The following is a 14,061-nucleotide window of genomic DNA, read 5'->3' as shown; positions in this document are numbered from 1 at the left end:
GCCGGCCAACGGATTCGGGAAAAAGGAGTTTTTTTACGGCCGCAACAGTCGCCTGATCCACGAAACTTTGAAGAGGACGTCAACGTGATCGACAAGCAAAATCTCCGTATCAATGCCATCGCCGCCGCCATGCTGGCAATGTCGCTTGGGGCCTCGAGCGCATTCGCGGCCGGTGCCGCGTCGCTGCCGGTCAAGCAGCCGGCCAAGGCCGCGCCGGCCGACGCGCAGACTTCCAGCCGCATCGTGGTGCGCTACAACGCCGGCACCGCCGCCGCCAGCGACCGCAGCGCCAAGCTGTCGGCGGTGCAGTCGGCGGTGACCCGCGCCAGCCTGGGCGGCAGCAACGGCATCTCCCGTGCCGCGGCCGCCAGCGTGCGCGCCGAATACGTGCGCACCCTCGGCGTGGGCGCCGACCTGATCCGCCTGTCGGGCAAGTTGAGCAAGGCCGACGTGGACAAGGTGGTGGCGGAAATCGCCGCCGATCCGGCGGTCAAGTACGCGGTGAAGGATCTCAAACAGCAGCGCTCCGAGCTGCCCAAGGCTGCGCTGGAGCAGCCGCAGCTGGTGCCCAACGACCCGCTGTACGCGCAGTACCAGTGGCATCTGAGTAGCGCCACCGGCGGCATCAACTCGCCGGCCGCGTGGGACGTGTCCAAGGGCGACGGCGTGGTCGTCGCGGTGCTGGATACCGGCATCCTGCCGAACCATCCGGACGTGGCGGTGAACCTGCTGCAGGGCTATGACTTCATCTCCGATGCGGAGACCTCGCGGCGTCCGACCGACGCGCGCGTGCCGGGCGCGCTGGACTACGGCGACTGGGTCGAGAACGACAACGAGTGCTATGCGGGCTCGCTGGCCGAGGACAGCTCCTGGCACGGCAGCCATGTCGCCGGCACCGTCGCCGAGGCCACCAACAACGGCGTTGGCATGGCCGGCGTCGCGCCCAACGCCACGGTGCTGCCGGTGCGCGTGCTCGGCAAGTGCGGCGGCTACCTGTCCGACATCGCCGACGCGATCACCTGGGCCTCCGGCGGCACCGTCGCCGGCGTGCCGGCCAACGCCAATCCGGCCGAGGTCATCAACATGAGCCTGGGCGGCAGCGGCACCTGCGACGCGCTGTACCAGGACGCGATCAACGGCGCGGTGGCGCGCGGCACCACGGTGGTGGTGGCGGCCGGCAACAGCGCCGGCAATGCCGCCAACTTCCGTCCGGCCAGCTGCGCCAACGTGATCGCGGTCGGCGCGACGCGCATCACCGGCGGCATCGCCTCCTACTCCAACTATGGCGCGGCGGTGGACCTGTCCGGTCCGGGCGGCGGCGGCGGCGTGGACGGCAACCCGGGCGGCTACGTCTGGCAGAACGGCTACACCGGCGCGACCACGCCGACTTCGGGCAACTACACCTACATGGGCATGGGCGGCACCTCGATGGCCTCGCCGCACGTGGCGGCGGTGGCGGCCCTGGTGCAGAGCGCGGCGATCGCCGCCGGCAATGCGCCGCTGACCCCGGCCGCGCTGGAAACCCTGCTCAAGCAGACCGCGCGTCCGTTCCCGGTGTCGATCCCGACCAGCACCCCGATCGGTACCGGCATCGTCGACGCCAAGGCCGCGCTGGACAAGGCGCTGGAAGTGCCGTGCGATCCGCAGACCGAGGAATGCGCACCGCCGGCGACCGCGCTGACCAACAAGGTGGCGGTGGCCGGCCTGACCGGTGCCGCAGGCAACGAGGTGCTGTACAGCTTCGAGGCCGAGGCTGGCGCGGTGCTGAGCTTCCTCACCTACGGCGGCAGCGGCAATGTGTCGCTGTACGTGAGCTTCGACAAGGAGCCCAGCACCACCAGCTACGACGCCAAGTCGGCGCGTCCGGGCAACAACGAGACGGTGCGCTTCACCGCGCCGCAGGCCGGCACCTACTACGTCAAGCTGGTCGGCACCTCGAGCTACAGCGGCGTCAGCCTGGTCGCGCGCCAGTAAGCGTGCAGTGGACGGCGCCGGCGACGGCGCCGGAGTGACCCAGGAAACCCGGCTTCGGCCGGGTTTTCTGCGTTCGGGAGCTGAAAACCGCGAGCGCAGCGTTCGCGGCCGCTGCCGGCGCAGCCACCGTTGCGCAGGCGTGCGGCCGCTGTCCGCCGCGCTTGTGCGCTGCAGCGCCGACGCCGCGCTCGCCGTGCATACGACGCCGCAACGCGCGATGTTGCGCGCCGCGTATGTCATGCCAATGACGGCGTGCCGCGCTGCTGCGGCGTCGTAGACAGTGCGGCGGGCCGGCGCGGCGCAGGCAGGCGGCAAGTCGCGCCGAACTGCTAAAGTCGCCGCACGCTCTGGAGGGATTGTGTGAACGCGCTCGTCAAGGACACTGCTGCCGCTGTCGATATGCCCGAGGCGCGCATCGTCGATGCGTTGCTGGCCAAGGGCCGGCTCAAGGAGGGCGACCTGCTGCGCGCGCGCCAGTTGCAGCGCGAATCCGGCGGCGGCCTGCTGTCGCTGCTGGCGCGGCTGGGGCTGGTGTCCGAACGCGACCACGCCGAGGTCAGCGCCGAAGTGCTGGGCCTGCCGCTGCTCGACGCCAAGCAATTGCCGGCCACCGCGCCGGAGCACCTGCCCGAGGCGCAGCCGCTGTCGCTGCGCTTCCTCAAGCAATTCCACGTGTGCCCGCTGGGCGAGCACGACGGCGTGCTGGAACTGTGGATGTCCGACCCGCACGAGGCCTATGCCGCCGATGCGGTGCGCCTGGCCACCGGTTTCCAGGTGCTGCCGCGGGTCGGCCTGCGCTCGGAGATCGACGACCTGATCGAGCGCTGGTTCGGCCAGGGCCGCAGCGCGATGGGCGCGATCGTGGAGACCGCCGACGGCGACAGCACGGCGGCCGACGACATCGAGCACCTGCGCGACCTGGCTTCGGAAGCGCCGGTGATCCGGCTGGTGAACCTGGTGATCCAGCGCGCGGTGGAACTGCGCGCCTCGGACATCCACATCGAACCGTTCGAGAACCGGCTGAAGGTGCGCTACCGCGTCGACGGCGTGCTGATCGACGGCGAAAGCCCGCCCGCCAACCTGACCGCGGCGGTGATCAGCCGGGTCAAGATCATGGCCAAGCTCAACATCGCCGAACGCCGCCTGCCGCAGGACGGACGCATCATGCTGCGCGTGCAGGGCAAGGAACTGGACCTGCGCGTGAGCACCATGCCCACCGCCCACGGCGAGAGCGTGGTGATGCGCCTGCTCGACCGCGAGACGGTGGTGTTCGACTTCCACCGGCTCGGCTTCACCGACGCATTCCTGCCGCAGTTCCGCAAGGTGCTGGAGCAGCCGCACGGCATCCTGCTGGTCACCGGCCCCACCGGCTCGGGCAAGACCACCACGCTGTACACCGCGCTGAGCCAGCTCAACACCGCCGACGTCAAGATTATCACTGTCGAGGATCCGGTCGAATACCAGATAGAGGGCATCAACCAGATCCAGGCCAAGCCGCAGATCGGGCTGGATTTCTCGCACGCGCTGCGCAGCATCGTGCGCCAGGACCCGGACATCATCATGATCGGCGAAATGCGCGACCTGGAAACCGCGCGCATCGCGATCCAGTCGGCGCTGACCGGCCACCTGGTGCTGTCCACGCTGCATACCAACAACGCCGCCGGCGGCATCACCCGCCTGCTCGACATGGGCGTGGAGGACTATCTGCTGACCTCCACCATCAACGGCATCCTGGCGCAGCGCCTGGTGCGGCGGCTGGAGCCGACCCACGCCGAGCGCTATCCGGCTTCGCCGGAGGAGATCGAGAAGTTCGAACTGCGCCGGCTGCAGCCCGAGGGCGAGATCTTCCTGTTCCGCCCGCGACCTTCGGCGATCGCGCCGACCGGCTACCTGGGCCGCACCACGATCATGGAATTCCTGGTGATGAACGACGCGCTGCGCCGCGCGGTGATGCGCCACGCCGGCATGGGCGAAATCGAACAGCTGGCGCGCGAAGCGGGCATGCGCACGATGTACGAGGACGGCATCGGCAAGGCGCTCAGCGGCCAGACCACGATCGAGGAAGTGCTGCGCGTGACGGAGGAAACCTGATGCGCGCAGGTGCGTCAGCGCGCATTTGCATCGTGGCGCTGCCGCGGCCGCGCCGGCACGCGCGCAGCCCGCTTTCCCATTCCCGATTCCCCTTTCCCCATTCCCAGCCCTAATGCCCCTGTACCGCTACAAAGCGCTCAACCCGCACGGCGAGATCCTGGAAGGCCAGATGGAGGCCGCCAGCGACGCCGAGGTGGCGCTGCGCCTGCAGGAGCAGGGGCATATGCCGATGGAGGCCAAGCTCGCGGCGCAGGGCGGCGGCACCTCGCTGCGCGGCCTGTTCCGGCCCAAGCCGTTCGACGGTGCGGCGCTGGTGCAGTTCACCCAACAGCTGGCGACCCTGCTCGGCGCCGGCCAGCCGCTGGACCGCGCGCTGACGATCCTGCTCGAACTGCCCGAGGACGAGCGTTCCAAGCGCACCGTCGGCGACATCCGCGACGCGGTGCGCGGCGGCGCTCCGCTGTCCACCGCGCTGGAGCGGCAGCATGGGTTGTTCTCGCGTCTGTACATCAACATGGTCCGCGCCGGCGAGGCCGGCGGCAGCCTGCACGACACCTTGCAGCGCCTGGCCGAATACCTGGAGCGCAGCCGCGAACTGAAGGGGCGGGTGATCAATGCGCTGATCTATCCGGCGATCCTGGTCAGCGTGGTCGGCTGCGCGCTGCTGTTCCTGCTCGGCTACGTGGTGCCGCAGTTCGCGCTGATGTACGAGAGCCTGGACGTGCAGCTGCCGTGGTTTACCCAGGCGGTGCTGAGCGTGGGCCTGTTCGTGCGCGATTGGTGGATCGTGTTGCTGGTGGTGCCCGGGCTGGCGCTGCTGGCGATTGACCGCAAGCGCCGCGATCCGGTGTTCCGCGCCAGCTTCGACGCCTGGTTGCTGAAGCAGCGCTTCATCGGCGTGCTGATCGCGCGGCTGGAAACCGCGCGGCTGACCCGCACCCTGGGCACGCTGCTGCGCAACGGCGTGCCGCTGCTGGCCGCGCTGGGCATCTCGCGCAACGTGCTGTCGAACCTGGCGCTGACCGCCGACGTCGGCGCCGCGGCCGACGACGTCAAGAACGGCCACGGCCTGTCGGCGTCGCTGTCCAAGGGCAAACGCTTCCCGCGGCTGGCGCTGCAGATGATCCAGGTCGGCGAGGAATCCGGCGCGCTGGACACGATGCTGCTGAAGACCGCCGACACCTTCGAACAGGAAACCGCGCAGGCGATCGACCGCCTGCTCGCCGCGCTTGTGCCGTTGATCACCCTGGTCCTGGCCTCGGTGGTCGGGCTGGTGATCATTTCCGTCCTCGTCCCCCTATACGACCTCACCAATGCGATTGGGTGAGGCGCCACGCTCATGCGCCATGGCGCATGTGGTGCCGAACGCCCGGCCACGGATGGCCGGGCCGGCGGTTCCGGCGCACGTGGTGCCGCGCCAGGGATGGCGGCATGAACCCAAGACGCAGCGAATTGCCGGATTGAAGGAGGCCATGCGTTTGCGAACCACTGGTTCGCGCATGGCCGAACGCCCGGCCATGGATGGCCGGGCAGGTCTGTCAGGGCGCGGCGATGTCGCGCCATGGACGGCAGCGGACATGCTTGCAGCATCCTCGCGCTGCGCCATGGCGCATGTGGCGCCGAACGCCCGGCCACGGATGGCCGGGCCGGCGTTTCCGGCGCACGTGGTGCCGCGCCAGGGATGGCGGCGTGAACCCAAGGCGCAGCGAATTGCCGGATTGAAGGATGCCATGCGTTCGCGAACCACTGGTTCGCGCATGGCCGAACGCCCGGCCATGGATGGCCGGGCAGGTCTGTCAAGGCGCGGCGATGTCGCGCCATGGACGGCAACGGCAATGCCGGCAGCATTCACGCGCTGTGCCATGGCGCCTCCGGCGCCCATGGTGCCGCGCCATGAATGGCAACGTGAACCCAGGGCGCCGCGCGCGGTCCAAGCGATGGCGGCAACCATGACCACGGCATCTGTGCGCCACATCATGCTCGAACTGCGGCATGCGTCGATCGCCGCCACGCCAATCCCGTTCCCGCGCATGAAGCGCAGCTGCACGCACCGCACACGATGGCGACCCTTGTCACCGCGTTCGGTTACATAAGGTTTTCCACCGCAAGGATCCGATGCAATGCGAAATATCCGTTCCCTGACCCGTTCTCCTTCCGCCGCGCGCCAGTCGGGCATGAGCCTGTTGGAAATCATCATCGTCATCGTGCTGATCGGCGCGGTGCTGACCCTGGTCGGCAGCCGCGTGCTGGGCGGCGCCGATCGCGGCAAGGCCAACCTGGCCAAGTCGCAGATCCAGACCATGGCCGGCAAGATCGACAACTACCAGCTCGACACCGGCAAGCTGCCGTCCAAGCTCGACGACCTGGTCGCCGCGCCGGGCGGCGTCAGCGGCTGGCTCGGCCCGTATGCCAAGCCCGCCGAGTTGAACGACCCGTGGGGCCACCCGATCGAGTACAAGGTGCCGGGCGACGGCAAGCCGTTCGACCTGATCAGCCTGGGCAAGGACGGCCAGCCCGGCGGCACCAGCTACGACGCCGACATCAAGTACGAGTGATCCCGGCGCCGTGATCCATGCCCCTGCCGGCGTTCCCCAGCGCGGTGCGCACGCGTGCGTACCGCTGGCGCGTGCGCGCATGCGCGGCGTGTCGCTGCTGGAGATGCTGCTGGTGGTGGGGCTGATCGCGATCGCCGCGATGCTGGCGGCCTCGGTGCTGACCGGCGGCATCGACGGCATGCGCTTGCGCTCATCGGCCAAGGAGATCGCCGCGCAACTGCGTTACACGCGGGCGCAGGCGATCGCCAGCGGCCAGCCGCAGCGTTTCCTGATCGATCCGCAGGCGCACCGCTGGCAGGCGCCCAACGGCCGTCACGGCGAGATTCCGCCGTCGCTGGCGATCCGCTTCAGCGGCGCGCGCGAGGCGCAGCGGCGCGAAGACGAAGGCGCGATCCAGTTCTTCGAGGACGGCGCCGCCACCGGCGGGCGCATCGAATTGCTGACCCGCAAGGCCAGCTGGCGCATCGACGTGGCCTGGCTGACCGGCGAGGTCAAGGTCGGACGCCCGCCGCAGCAGGGCATGCCATGAAGGCGCAACGCGGCTACACGCTGATCGAGGTGATCGTGGCGTTCGCGCTGCTGGCGCTGGCGCTGACCCTGCTGCTCGGCTCGCTGTCCGGCGCCGCGCGCCAGGTCCAGCGCGCCGACCAGCTCAGCCGCGCCACGCTGTACGCGCAATCGGTGCTGGCCGCGCAAGGCGTGGAGCAGCCGCTGCAGCCCGGCCGCGAACAGGGCAGCTTCGAGCAGGGCCATTACCGCTGGACCCTGGACGTGGCGCCGTACGTGGATGCGCGGCGCCCGCCTGACACGACCCTGACGCCGGGCGCGCCGACGCTGCTGCAGCTGAACCTGCAGGTGCGTTGGGGCGATGCGCCGGCGCAGGCGCTGCAGTGGAAGACGCTGCGCCTGGTCAGCGCGCAGAACAACGGAGTGCCGCAGTGAACCGCGCACCGCGCCGCGCCGCCGCGCGCGGCTTCACCCTGATCGAAGTGCTGCTGGCCACGGTGCTGCTGGTCGGCGGGCTGACCCTGGCCTTCGCCACGCTGCGCTCGGCCACCGCGATCAGCGGCCGCGGCGAGACCATCGCCGGGCGCAGCGAGCGCATGCGCGCGGTCGAGGGCTTCCTGCGCCGGCGCCTGAGCGGCGCGCAGGCGCTGGCGCTGGACATCGACAGCCGCACCCTGCAGCCGGTGCGCTTCGTCGGCGAACCGCAGCGCATGCAGTTCGTCGCCGATCTTCCCGACTACCTGGGCCGCGGCGGTCCCTACGTGCACGACCTCAGTGTCAGCGGCGATAGCGGCCGGCAGCGGCTGGCGATCGCGCTGGTGCAGGTGCAGGCCGGCAAGCAGATCGCCGAAGAGAAGCCGCGTGCGCCCGAGCCGCTGGCCGATGGCCTGCGCCAGGTGCGCTTCCGCTACCGCGGCATCGATCCGGAGCGCGGCACGATCGGCCCCTGGCAGGAACGCTGGGAGAAGACCGACCAATTGCCGCTGCTGGTGTCGATCGAACTGAGCAGCGACGACGGCATGGTGTGGCCGCCGCTGGTGGTGGCGTTGCGCCAGGCCGGCGGCGCGGAGGCGCGGCAATGAGCGCGACACCTCGGCAGGCGCGCGGCGCGGCGTTGGTGCTGGTGCTGTGGCTGATCGCGCTGCTGACCGCGTTGATCGGCGCGTTCGCGCTGACCGCGCGCACCGAGGGCCTGCAGGGCAAGGTGCTGGGCGACGGCGCGGCGGCGCAGGAACGCGCCCGCGCCGGGCTGGAGTACGCGTTGACCCGGCTCGCCGGCACGCCGACGCAGCCGGGTTGGCGCGCGGACGGGCGCCGCTACCGTTGGCAGTACGAAGACGCCACCATCGACTTGCGGATCACCGACGAGAGCGGCAAGGTCGATCTGAACCTGGCCGACGCGCCGCTGCTGGCGGCGCTGGTGCGCGCGGTCGGCGGCGATCCGCAGCGCGCCGACCGCATCGCCGCGGCGATCGTGGACTGGCGCGACGCCGACAACCTCAGCCAGCCCAACGGCGGCGCCGAGGACCCGGACTACGCCGCCGCCGGGCTGCCGTACGGCGCCAAGGACGCGCCGTTCGAGAGCCTGGCCGAACTGCAACTGGTGCTGGGCATGGACGCGGATCTGTACGCCAAGCTGCTGCCGAACCTGACCCTGTACAGCGGGATTTCGCGTCCGGCGCCGGATTTCGCGCCGGCGCCGGTGCTGACCGCGCTCGGCCTGGATGCGCAGCAGGTGCTGGCGCAACGCGAGCGCAACGACCCGGCGCAGGCCGCGGCGATCGGCGGGGGCGGCGGCACCTACAGCATCGAAAGCCGGGCGCAATTGGCCGCGGGGCGCGCGGCGGTGCTGCGCGCGGTGGTGCGTCCAGGCTCGTCGGCGCTACCGGGCTCCGCCTACACTGTGCTGCGATGGGAAGAAGGATCGACCGTTCGATGACTGCGTGGCGGGACACGATGGACAAGCTCGGCGTGCGCATGGCGCCCGGTGCCGGCGGCTTGCTGGCCTGGTGGCAGCGTTCGCTGATGGCGTGGCTGCCGCCGCGCTGGCAGCTGCAATTGGGCTGGTCGCAGGCGCGGCTGCTGCTGTGGCGCGAGGGCGAACAGCTGTACGTCGCGCGCCAGATCGATGCCGAACTGGGCACGCCGCTGGCGTTGCCGTGGCCGCTGCTGCCGAGCGACCTGGAGGCCGTGCTCGGCCCGCGCCTGGCCGCATTGCCGCGGGTCTGGCTGCTGCCGGCGCAGTCCGCGCTGCAGCGCACGCTGCGCCTTCCGGCCGCGGCCGCCGAACACCTGCGCGACGTGGTCCGCTTCGAGATCGACCGGCAGACGCCGTTCCAGGCCGACCAGGTGGTCTACGACGTGCGCCTGGGCGCGCGCCGCGACGATGCGCAACTGGACGCCGAACTGGTGGTGGCGCCGCGCCGCGTGCTGGACGAACTGCACGCCAGCGCCGGCGCGCTGCGCCCGACCCTGGCCGGAGTCGATGTCGCCGGCGCCGACGGCGCGCCGCTGGGCGTGAACCTGCTGCCGCCGGAGCAGCGCCATCGCCGCGCCGATCCGATGCGGCGCTGGAACGCGATCCTGGCCGCGACCGCGCTGCTGGCGCTGTTCGCCGCCGGCTGGCAGCTGTTGGACAATCGTCGCGACGCGCTCGAGCAGCTGCAAGCGCAAGTGGACAGCGGCGCGCAGCGCGCGCGCGGCGTGTCCGCGCAGCGCCAGCAACTGGTGGACCTGGTCGAAGGCGCGGCCTTCTTCGACCAACTGCGCGCCGAGCGCCCGACCGCGCTGGAAATCTGGAATGAACTGAGCAAGCGCCTGCCCGAGGGCACCTATCTGGAAAAATTCTCGGTCGAGGGCGACCAGTTGCAGCTGATCGGCCTCAGCAGCGAAGCGTCCTCGCTGGTTGGGCGGTTGGAGGGTTCGCCGCTGTGGCGCACGCCGTCGCTGACCGGCGTGCTGCAGGCCGATCCGGGCAGCCACCGCGACCGCTTCACCCTGACCGCCGAACTGGCCGGAACCAAGCGCAAGGAGGCCGCCAATGCCGGTGCAGGTCGATAAGCGCGACCGTTGGCTGGCGCTGGGCCTGCTGCTGGCGGCGCTGGCGCTGGCCTATCTGCTGCTGGTGCATCCGTGGTGGACGGTGCCGATGCGCGAGGTCGAGGCGCAGATCCAGGAATTGCGCCAGCGCGAACTGCGCGTGCGCATGCAGTTGCAGCAGGCGCCGCAGGTGGCGCAGCGGCTGCAGCAGGCGCAACGCGACCTGGCCGCGCGCCCGGGCTTCCTGCGCGAGACCTCGGCCGAGCTGGCTTCGGCCGGGTTGGTGCAGCGCCTGGAAAGCGCGGTGGCCACCGCCAGCCCCGGCAACCGCAGCTGCGCGATCAGCAACCGTTCGCCGCTGGCCGCCGACAACCGCCGCGACCGCTTCACCCGCGTCGCGGTGCAGGTGCGGCTGCGCTGCGGCACGCCGGAACTGGCGGCGGTGCTGCACGCGCTGGAAAGCGGCACCCCGGCGCTGTTCGTGGACAACCTCAACGTGATGGCGCAGCGCTACCAACTGTCGCCGGGCGAGAGCGGCAACGGCCTGGACGTGGCCTTCGAACTGGCCGGCTATCTGCGCCCGAACGCGATGCTGCCGCCGCCCGCCGCCGCCGCAGGCGTGCCGCCGGGCATGCCACCGTCGCCGCCTGTGGGGACACCGCCCGGCGCGCCGGCGATGGACGCCGGCACGCCCGCCGGCCCCGGGCCGAGCGAGCCGCCCGCGCAGGCACCGCCTGCCATGCGCGATGCGGCCATGCCGCAGCCGCCGCAACAAGTGGAGGGCGCGCATGCGAATTGAAGCGATCGGCCTGCGCACCGTGTGGCTGGCGACATTGGCGCTGTGGGGGCTGCTGATCTGGGCGCTGGGCCTGGCCGGCCTGGGCCAGCGCATCGTGCCGCTGCCCGACGATCCGAGCATGACCCAGCGCCTGCCGAGCTTGCCGGCGGCGTCCGCCGAGCGCCTCGGCGATTATTCGCGCTACGCCGAGATCGCCGCGCGTCCGGTGTTCGCCGAAGACCGCCGGCCGCATCCGTTCTTCCTCAGCGCCGATAACGGCCAGGGCGCCGCGCCGAGCGTGCGCCTGACCGGCGTGCTGCTCACCGACAGCTTCAAGATGGCCACGCTGACCACAGAGCAGGGCGAGTCGCTGCGCCTGCAGGAAGGCCACGACCCGGTGAAGGGCTGGCGCTTGCTGTCGCTGGAACCGCGCCGCGCGGTGGTCAGCGGCGGCAGCGGCACCCAGACCCTGGAGTTGCAGGTGTTCGACGGCAAGGGCGGGCAGCCGCCGACCGCGCTCGGCCAAGGCGCGCGGCCGCCGGGCATGCAGTCGGGGTCGGGGCCGCTACCGCCGCTACCGCCACCTGCCGCGCCTGCGGTCAACGCCCCGGTCAATCCCGTCGCCGCCACGCCGCAGGCGGGCGCCAACGGCACGCCGACAACGCCTGCGCCGAGCGCACCGGCGGCCGCGCCGGCGCCGTCGTCGGAACAGTTGCAAGCCATCCGCGAACGTATCGAAGCCCGCCGTCGGCAGTTGCAGCAGCAGCGCCAGAACGGCACCACCCCCGGCCAGAACCCTTGAAGAGTGATCGCATGACGCCGCGCTTGTTTTCCCTGTTCCTCGCGATCGGCCTGGTGGCCGGCTGCGCCACCACGCCCTCGCCGGACGTCCGCCGCGGCGCCGCGATCAATCCCAACGTCGGCGCCGCCGGCAGCACCAGCGCCACGACCGACGGAACCACCGGCACGGCCGATGCCAACGACGTGCCGGACCGCGTCGCTCCGGTGATCCGCCGCGGCAGCGGCACCATGATCAATTCCGGCGCCGCCGCCGCGCCGGCGCCGTCACTGGGCAACGCCAGCAGCGGCAGCGCCACCTTCAACTTCGAAGGCGAGTCGGTGCATGCGGTGGTCAAGGCGATCCTCGGCGACATGCTCGGGCAGAACTACGTGATCGCGCCGGGCGTGCAGGGCACGGTGACCCTGGCCACGCCCAAGCCGGTGTCGCCGGCGCAGGCGCTGAACCTGCTGGAGATGGTGCTGGGCTGGAACAACGCGCGCATGGTCTACAGCGGCGGCCGCTACAACATCGTGCCCGCCGACCAGGCCCTGGCCGGCACGGTGGCGCCGAGCACCGCCTCGCCGGCCAGCGCGCGCGGCTTCGAGGTGCGGGTGGTGCCGCTGAAGTTCATCTCCGCCAGCGAAATGAAGAAGGTGCTGGAGCCGTATGCGCGGCCGAACGCGATCGTCGGCATCGACGGCTCGCGCAACGTCATCACCCTCGGCGGCACCCGCGCGGAACTGGAGAACTACCTGCGTACGGTGCAGATCTTCGACGTGGACTGGCTGTCGGGCATGTCGGTGGGCGTGTTCCCGATCCAGACGGGCAAGGCCGAGCAGGTCGCCGCCGACCTGGAAAAGGTGTTCGGCGAAAACAGCAAGACGCCCAGCGCCGGCATGTTCCGCTTCATGCCGCTGGAGAACGCCAACGCGGTGCTGGTGATCACCCCGCAGGCGCGCTATCTGGACCAGATCCAGGAGTGGCTGGACCGGATCGACAGCGCCGGCGGCGGCAGCCGGCTGTTCTCCTACGAACTGAAATACATCAAGGCCAAGGACCTGGCCGATCGCCTGGCCGAAGTGTTCGGCGCCGGCGGCAACCGCGGCGATTCCAACGCCTCGCTGATGCCGGGCACGCAGCTGAGCCAGATGGGCGGCGGCGGCCTCAACGGCAGCAGCGACGGCAGCCTGGGAGGCAGCGGCAGCCTCAACGGCAGCAGCGACAGCCTGTCTTCAAGCAGCGGTGGTTCCTCGTCCGGCAGCAGCAGCGGCGGTCTGGGCAACGGCAGCCTGCAACTGTCGCCGCGCACCTCCGGCAACGGCAGCGTGACCCTGGAAGTGCAGGGCGACAAGGTCGGCGTGTCGGCGGTGGAGGAGACCAACACCTTGCTGGTGCGCTCCACGCCGCAGTCGTGGCGCTCGATCCGCGACGTGGTGGAGAAGCTCGACGTGATGCCGATGCAGGTGCACATCGAGGCGCAGGTGGCTGAGGTCAGCCTGACCGGCAAATTGCAGTACGGCGTTAACTGGTTCTTCGAAAATTCGGTCAATGCCTCCGCCGACGGAACCGTGGCCAACAGCACCGGACTCGGCGCCGGCGCCGGCCTGCCCAGCGCCGCGGGACGCAGCATCTGGGGTGACATCGCTGGCAAGGTCACCAGCAGTAGCGGTCTTGGTTGGACTTTTCTCGGCAAGAACGCCGCGGCGGTGATCAGCGCGTTGGACCAGGTCACCAACCTCAAGCTGCTGCAGACCCCGTCGGTGTTCGTGCGCAACAACGCCGAGGCCACGCTCAACGTGGGCACGCGCATCCCGATCAACTCGACCTCGATCAACACCGGCATCGGTACCGACAGCACCTACTCGTCGGTGCAGTACATCGATACCGGCGTGATCCTGAAGGTGCGTCCGCGGGTGACCAAGGACGGCATGGTGTTCCTGGACATCGTGCAGGAAGTCAGCACGCCCGGCGCGCGTCCGGCGGCGTGCACCTCGGGCACCTCCACCGTGGCCAACAGCGCGTCCTGCAACGTGGACATCAATACGCGCCGGGTCAAGACCGAGGCCGCGGTGCAGAGCGGCGACACCATCATGCTGGCCGGCCTGATCAACGACAGCACCACCGACGGCAGCGCCGGCGTGCCGCTGCTGAGCAAGCTGCCGGTGGTCGGCGCGCTGTTCGGTCAGAAGACGCAGGACAAGACCCGCAACGAAGTGATCGTGCTGCTCACTCCAACCATCGTGCGCAACCCGCAGGAAGCGCGCAATCTCACCGACGAGTACGGGCAGAAGTTCAAGTCGATGCAGCCGTTGCCGGCCTCGGGCAAGAAGTAAGCG

The 14,061-nt window shown here is 70.4% G+C and carries 12 protein-coding genes and 1 pseudogene; all 13 read left to right on the top strand.

The window, feature by feature from the left end; all coding sequences use genetic code 11:
* Positions 1-84: 84 nt before the first annotated feature.
* The 13 genes and pseudogenes from HEP74_RS17695 (at position 85) to gspD (ending at position 14,058) form a co-directional block, all read left to right on the top strand.
* Positions 85-1,974 carry a S8 family peptidase gene (locus tag HEP74_RS17695; RefSeq protein WP_185813974.1) on the top strand — a complete coding sequence of 630 codons (1,890 nt, stop codon included), beginning with the start codon at positions 85-87 and terminating at the stop codon, positions 1,972-1,974.
* Between the two features lie 399 nt (positions 1,975-2,373).
* Positions 2,374-4,065, top strand: a complete 1,692-nt coding sequence (gene gspE / locus HEP74_RS17690) for a type II secretion system ATPase GspE (protein ID WP_185816685.1) — start codon at positions 2,374-2,376, stop codon at positions 4,063-4,065.
* Positions 4,066-4,177: 112 nt separating this feature from the next.
* Positions 4,178-5,392, top strand: coding sequence for a type II secretion system protein XpsF (gene xpsF, locus HEP74_RS17685; RefSeq protein ID WP_185813973.1), 1,215 nt, complete (start codon positions 4,178-4,180; stop codon positions 5,390-5,392).
* 19 nt (positions 5,393-5,411) lie between these two features.
* Positions 5,412-6,158: a hypothetical protein gene (locus HEP74_RS17680; RefSeq protein ID WP_185813972.1), complete on the top strand. Its 747-nt coding sequence runs from the start codon at positions 5,412-5,414 to the stop codon at positions 6,156-6,158.
* 27 nt (positions 6,159-6,185) lie between these two features.
* Positions 6,186-6,620 carry a type II secretion system major pseudopilin GspG gene (gene gspG, locus HEP74_RS17675; protein ID WP_185813971.1) on the top strand — a complete coding sequence of 145 codons (435 nt, stop codon included), beginning with the start codon at positions 6,186-6,188 and terminating at the stop codon, positions 6,618-6,620.
* Between the two features lie 79 nt (positions 6,621-6,699).
* Positions 6,700-7,149 (top strand): type II secretion system protein XpsH, encoded by a 450-nt coding sequence (gene xpsH / locus HEP74_RS17670; protein ID WP_255427986.1) that lies wholly within the window; start codon positions 6,700-6,702, stop codon positions 7,147-7,149.
* Positions 7,146-7,562, top strand: coding sequence for a type II secretion system protein XpsI (gene xpsI / locus HEP74_RS17665; protein ID WP_185813969.1), 417 nt, complete (start codon positions 7,146-7,148; stop codon positions 7,560-7,562). Before xpsH ends, xpsI begins: the two co-directional genes overlap by 4 nt.
* A complete protein-coding gene (locus HEP74_RS17660) occupies positions 7,559-8,209 on the top strand; it encodes a type II secretion system protein J (protein WP_185813968.1) in 651 nt (216 codons plus the stop codon). The genes xpsI and HEP74_RS17660 overlap by 4 nt, the downstream gene beginning before the upstream one ends.
* Positions 8,206-9,066, top strand: coding sequence for a type II secretion system minor pseudopilin (locus tag HEP74_RS17655; protein WP_185813967.1), 861 nt, complete (start codon positions 8,206-8,208; stop codon positions 9,064-9,066). The genes HEP74_RS17660 and HEP74_RS17655 overlap by 4 nt, the downstream gene beginning before the upstream one ends.
* On the top strand, positions 9,063-10,187 hold the full coding sequence (locus HEP74_RS17650) for a PilN domain-containing protein (RefSeq protein WP_185813966.1): 1,125 nt from the start codon (positions 9,063-9,065) through the stop codon (positions 10,185-10,187). Before HEP74_RS17655 ends, HEP74_RS17650 begins: the two co-directional genes overlap by 4 nt.
* Positions 10,168-10,767: pseudogene (gspM, locus tag HEP74_RS17645) on the top strand (type II secretion system protein GspM); the annotation flags it as partial. The gene HEP74_RS17650 and the pseudogene gspM, both read left to right, overlap by 20 nt.
* A gap of 187 nt (positions 10,768-10,954) precedes the next feature.
* Entirely contained in the window at positions 10,955-11,746 is a 792-nt protein-coding gene (gene xpsN, locus HEP74_RS17640) for a type II secretion system protein XpsN (RefSeq protein ID WP_185813964.1), read from the top strand.
* Positions 11,747-11,757: 11 nt separating this feature from the next.
* Entirely contained in the window at positions 11,758-14,058 is a 2,301-nt protein-coding gene (gene gspD, locus HEP74_RS17635) for a type II secretion system secretin GspD (protein WP_185813963.1), read from the top strand.
* Positions 14,059-14,061: the final 3 nt, after the last annotated feature.

This window comes from Xanthomonas sp. SS, from assembly GCF_014236835.1.
GTDB lineage: Bacteria > Pseudomonadota > Gammaproteobacteria > Xanthomonadales > Xanthomonadaceae > Xanthomonas_A.
Note: the sequence above shows the minus strand (reverse complement) of the source record. Positions and strands in the feature narration are given on the sequence as shown.

Bases quoted from the DNA above. Each gene is read 5' to 3' on its own strand.
- xpsF (WP_185813973.1), top strand. From the start codon at position 4,178: ATGCCCCTGTACCGCTACAAAGCGCTCAACCCGCACGGCGAGATCCTG.
- HEP74_RS17650 (WP_185813966.1), top strand. From the start codon at position 9,063: ATGACTGCGTGGCGGGACACGATGGACAAGCTCGGCGTGCGCATGGCG.
- xpsN (WP_185813964.1), top strand. From the start codon at position 10,955: ATGCGAATTGAAGCGATCGGCCTGCGCACCGTGTGGCTGGCGACATTG.
- HEP74_RS17680 (WP_185813972.1), top strand. From the start codon at position 5,412: ATGGCGCATGTGGTGCCGAACGCCCGGCCACGGATGGCCGGGCCGGCG.
- gspG (WP_185813971.1), top strand. From the start codon at position 6,186: ATGCGAAATATCCGTTCCCTGACCCGTTCTCCTTCCGCCGCGCGCCAG.
- gspE (WP_185816685.1), top strand. From the start codon at position 2,374: ATGCCCGAGGCGCGCATCGTCGATGCGTTGCTGGCCAAGGGCCGGCTC.
- xpsH (WP_255427986.1), top strand. From the start codon at position 6,700: ATGCGCGGCGTGTCGCTGCTGGAGATGCTGCTGGTGGTGGGGCTGATC.
- gspD (WP_185813963.1), top strand. From the start codon at position 11,758: ATGACGCCGCGCTTGTTTTCCCTGTTCCTCGCGATCGGCCTGGTGGCC.
- HEP74_RS17655 (WP_185813967.1), top strand. From the start codon at position 8,206: ATGAGCGCGACACCTCGGCAGGCGCGCGGCGCGGCGTTGGTGCTGGTG.
- xpsI (WP_185813969.1), top strand. From the start codon at position 7,146: ATGAAGGCGCAACGCGGCTACACGCTGATCGAGGTGATCGTGGCGTTC.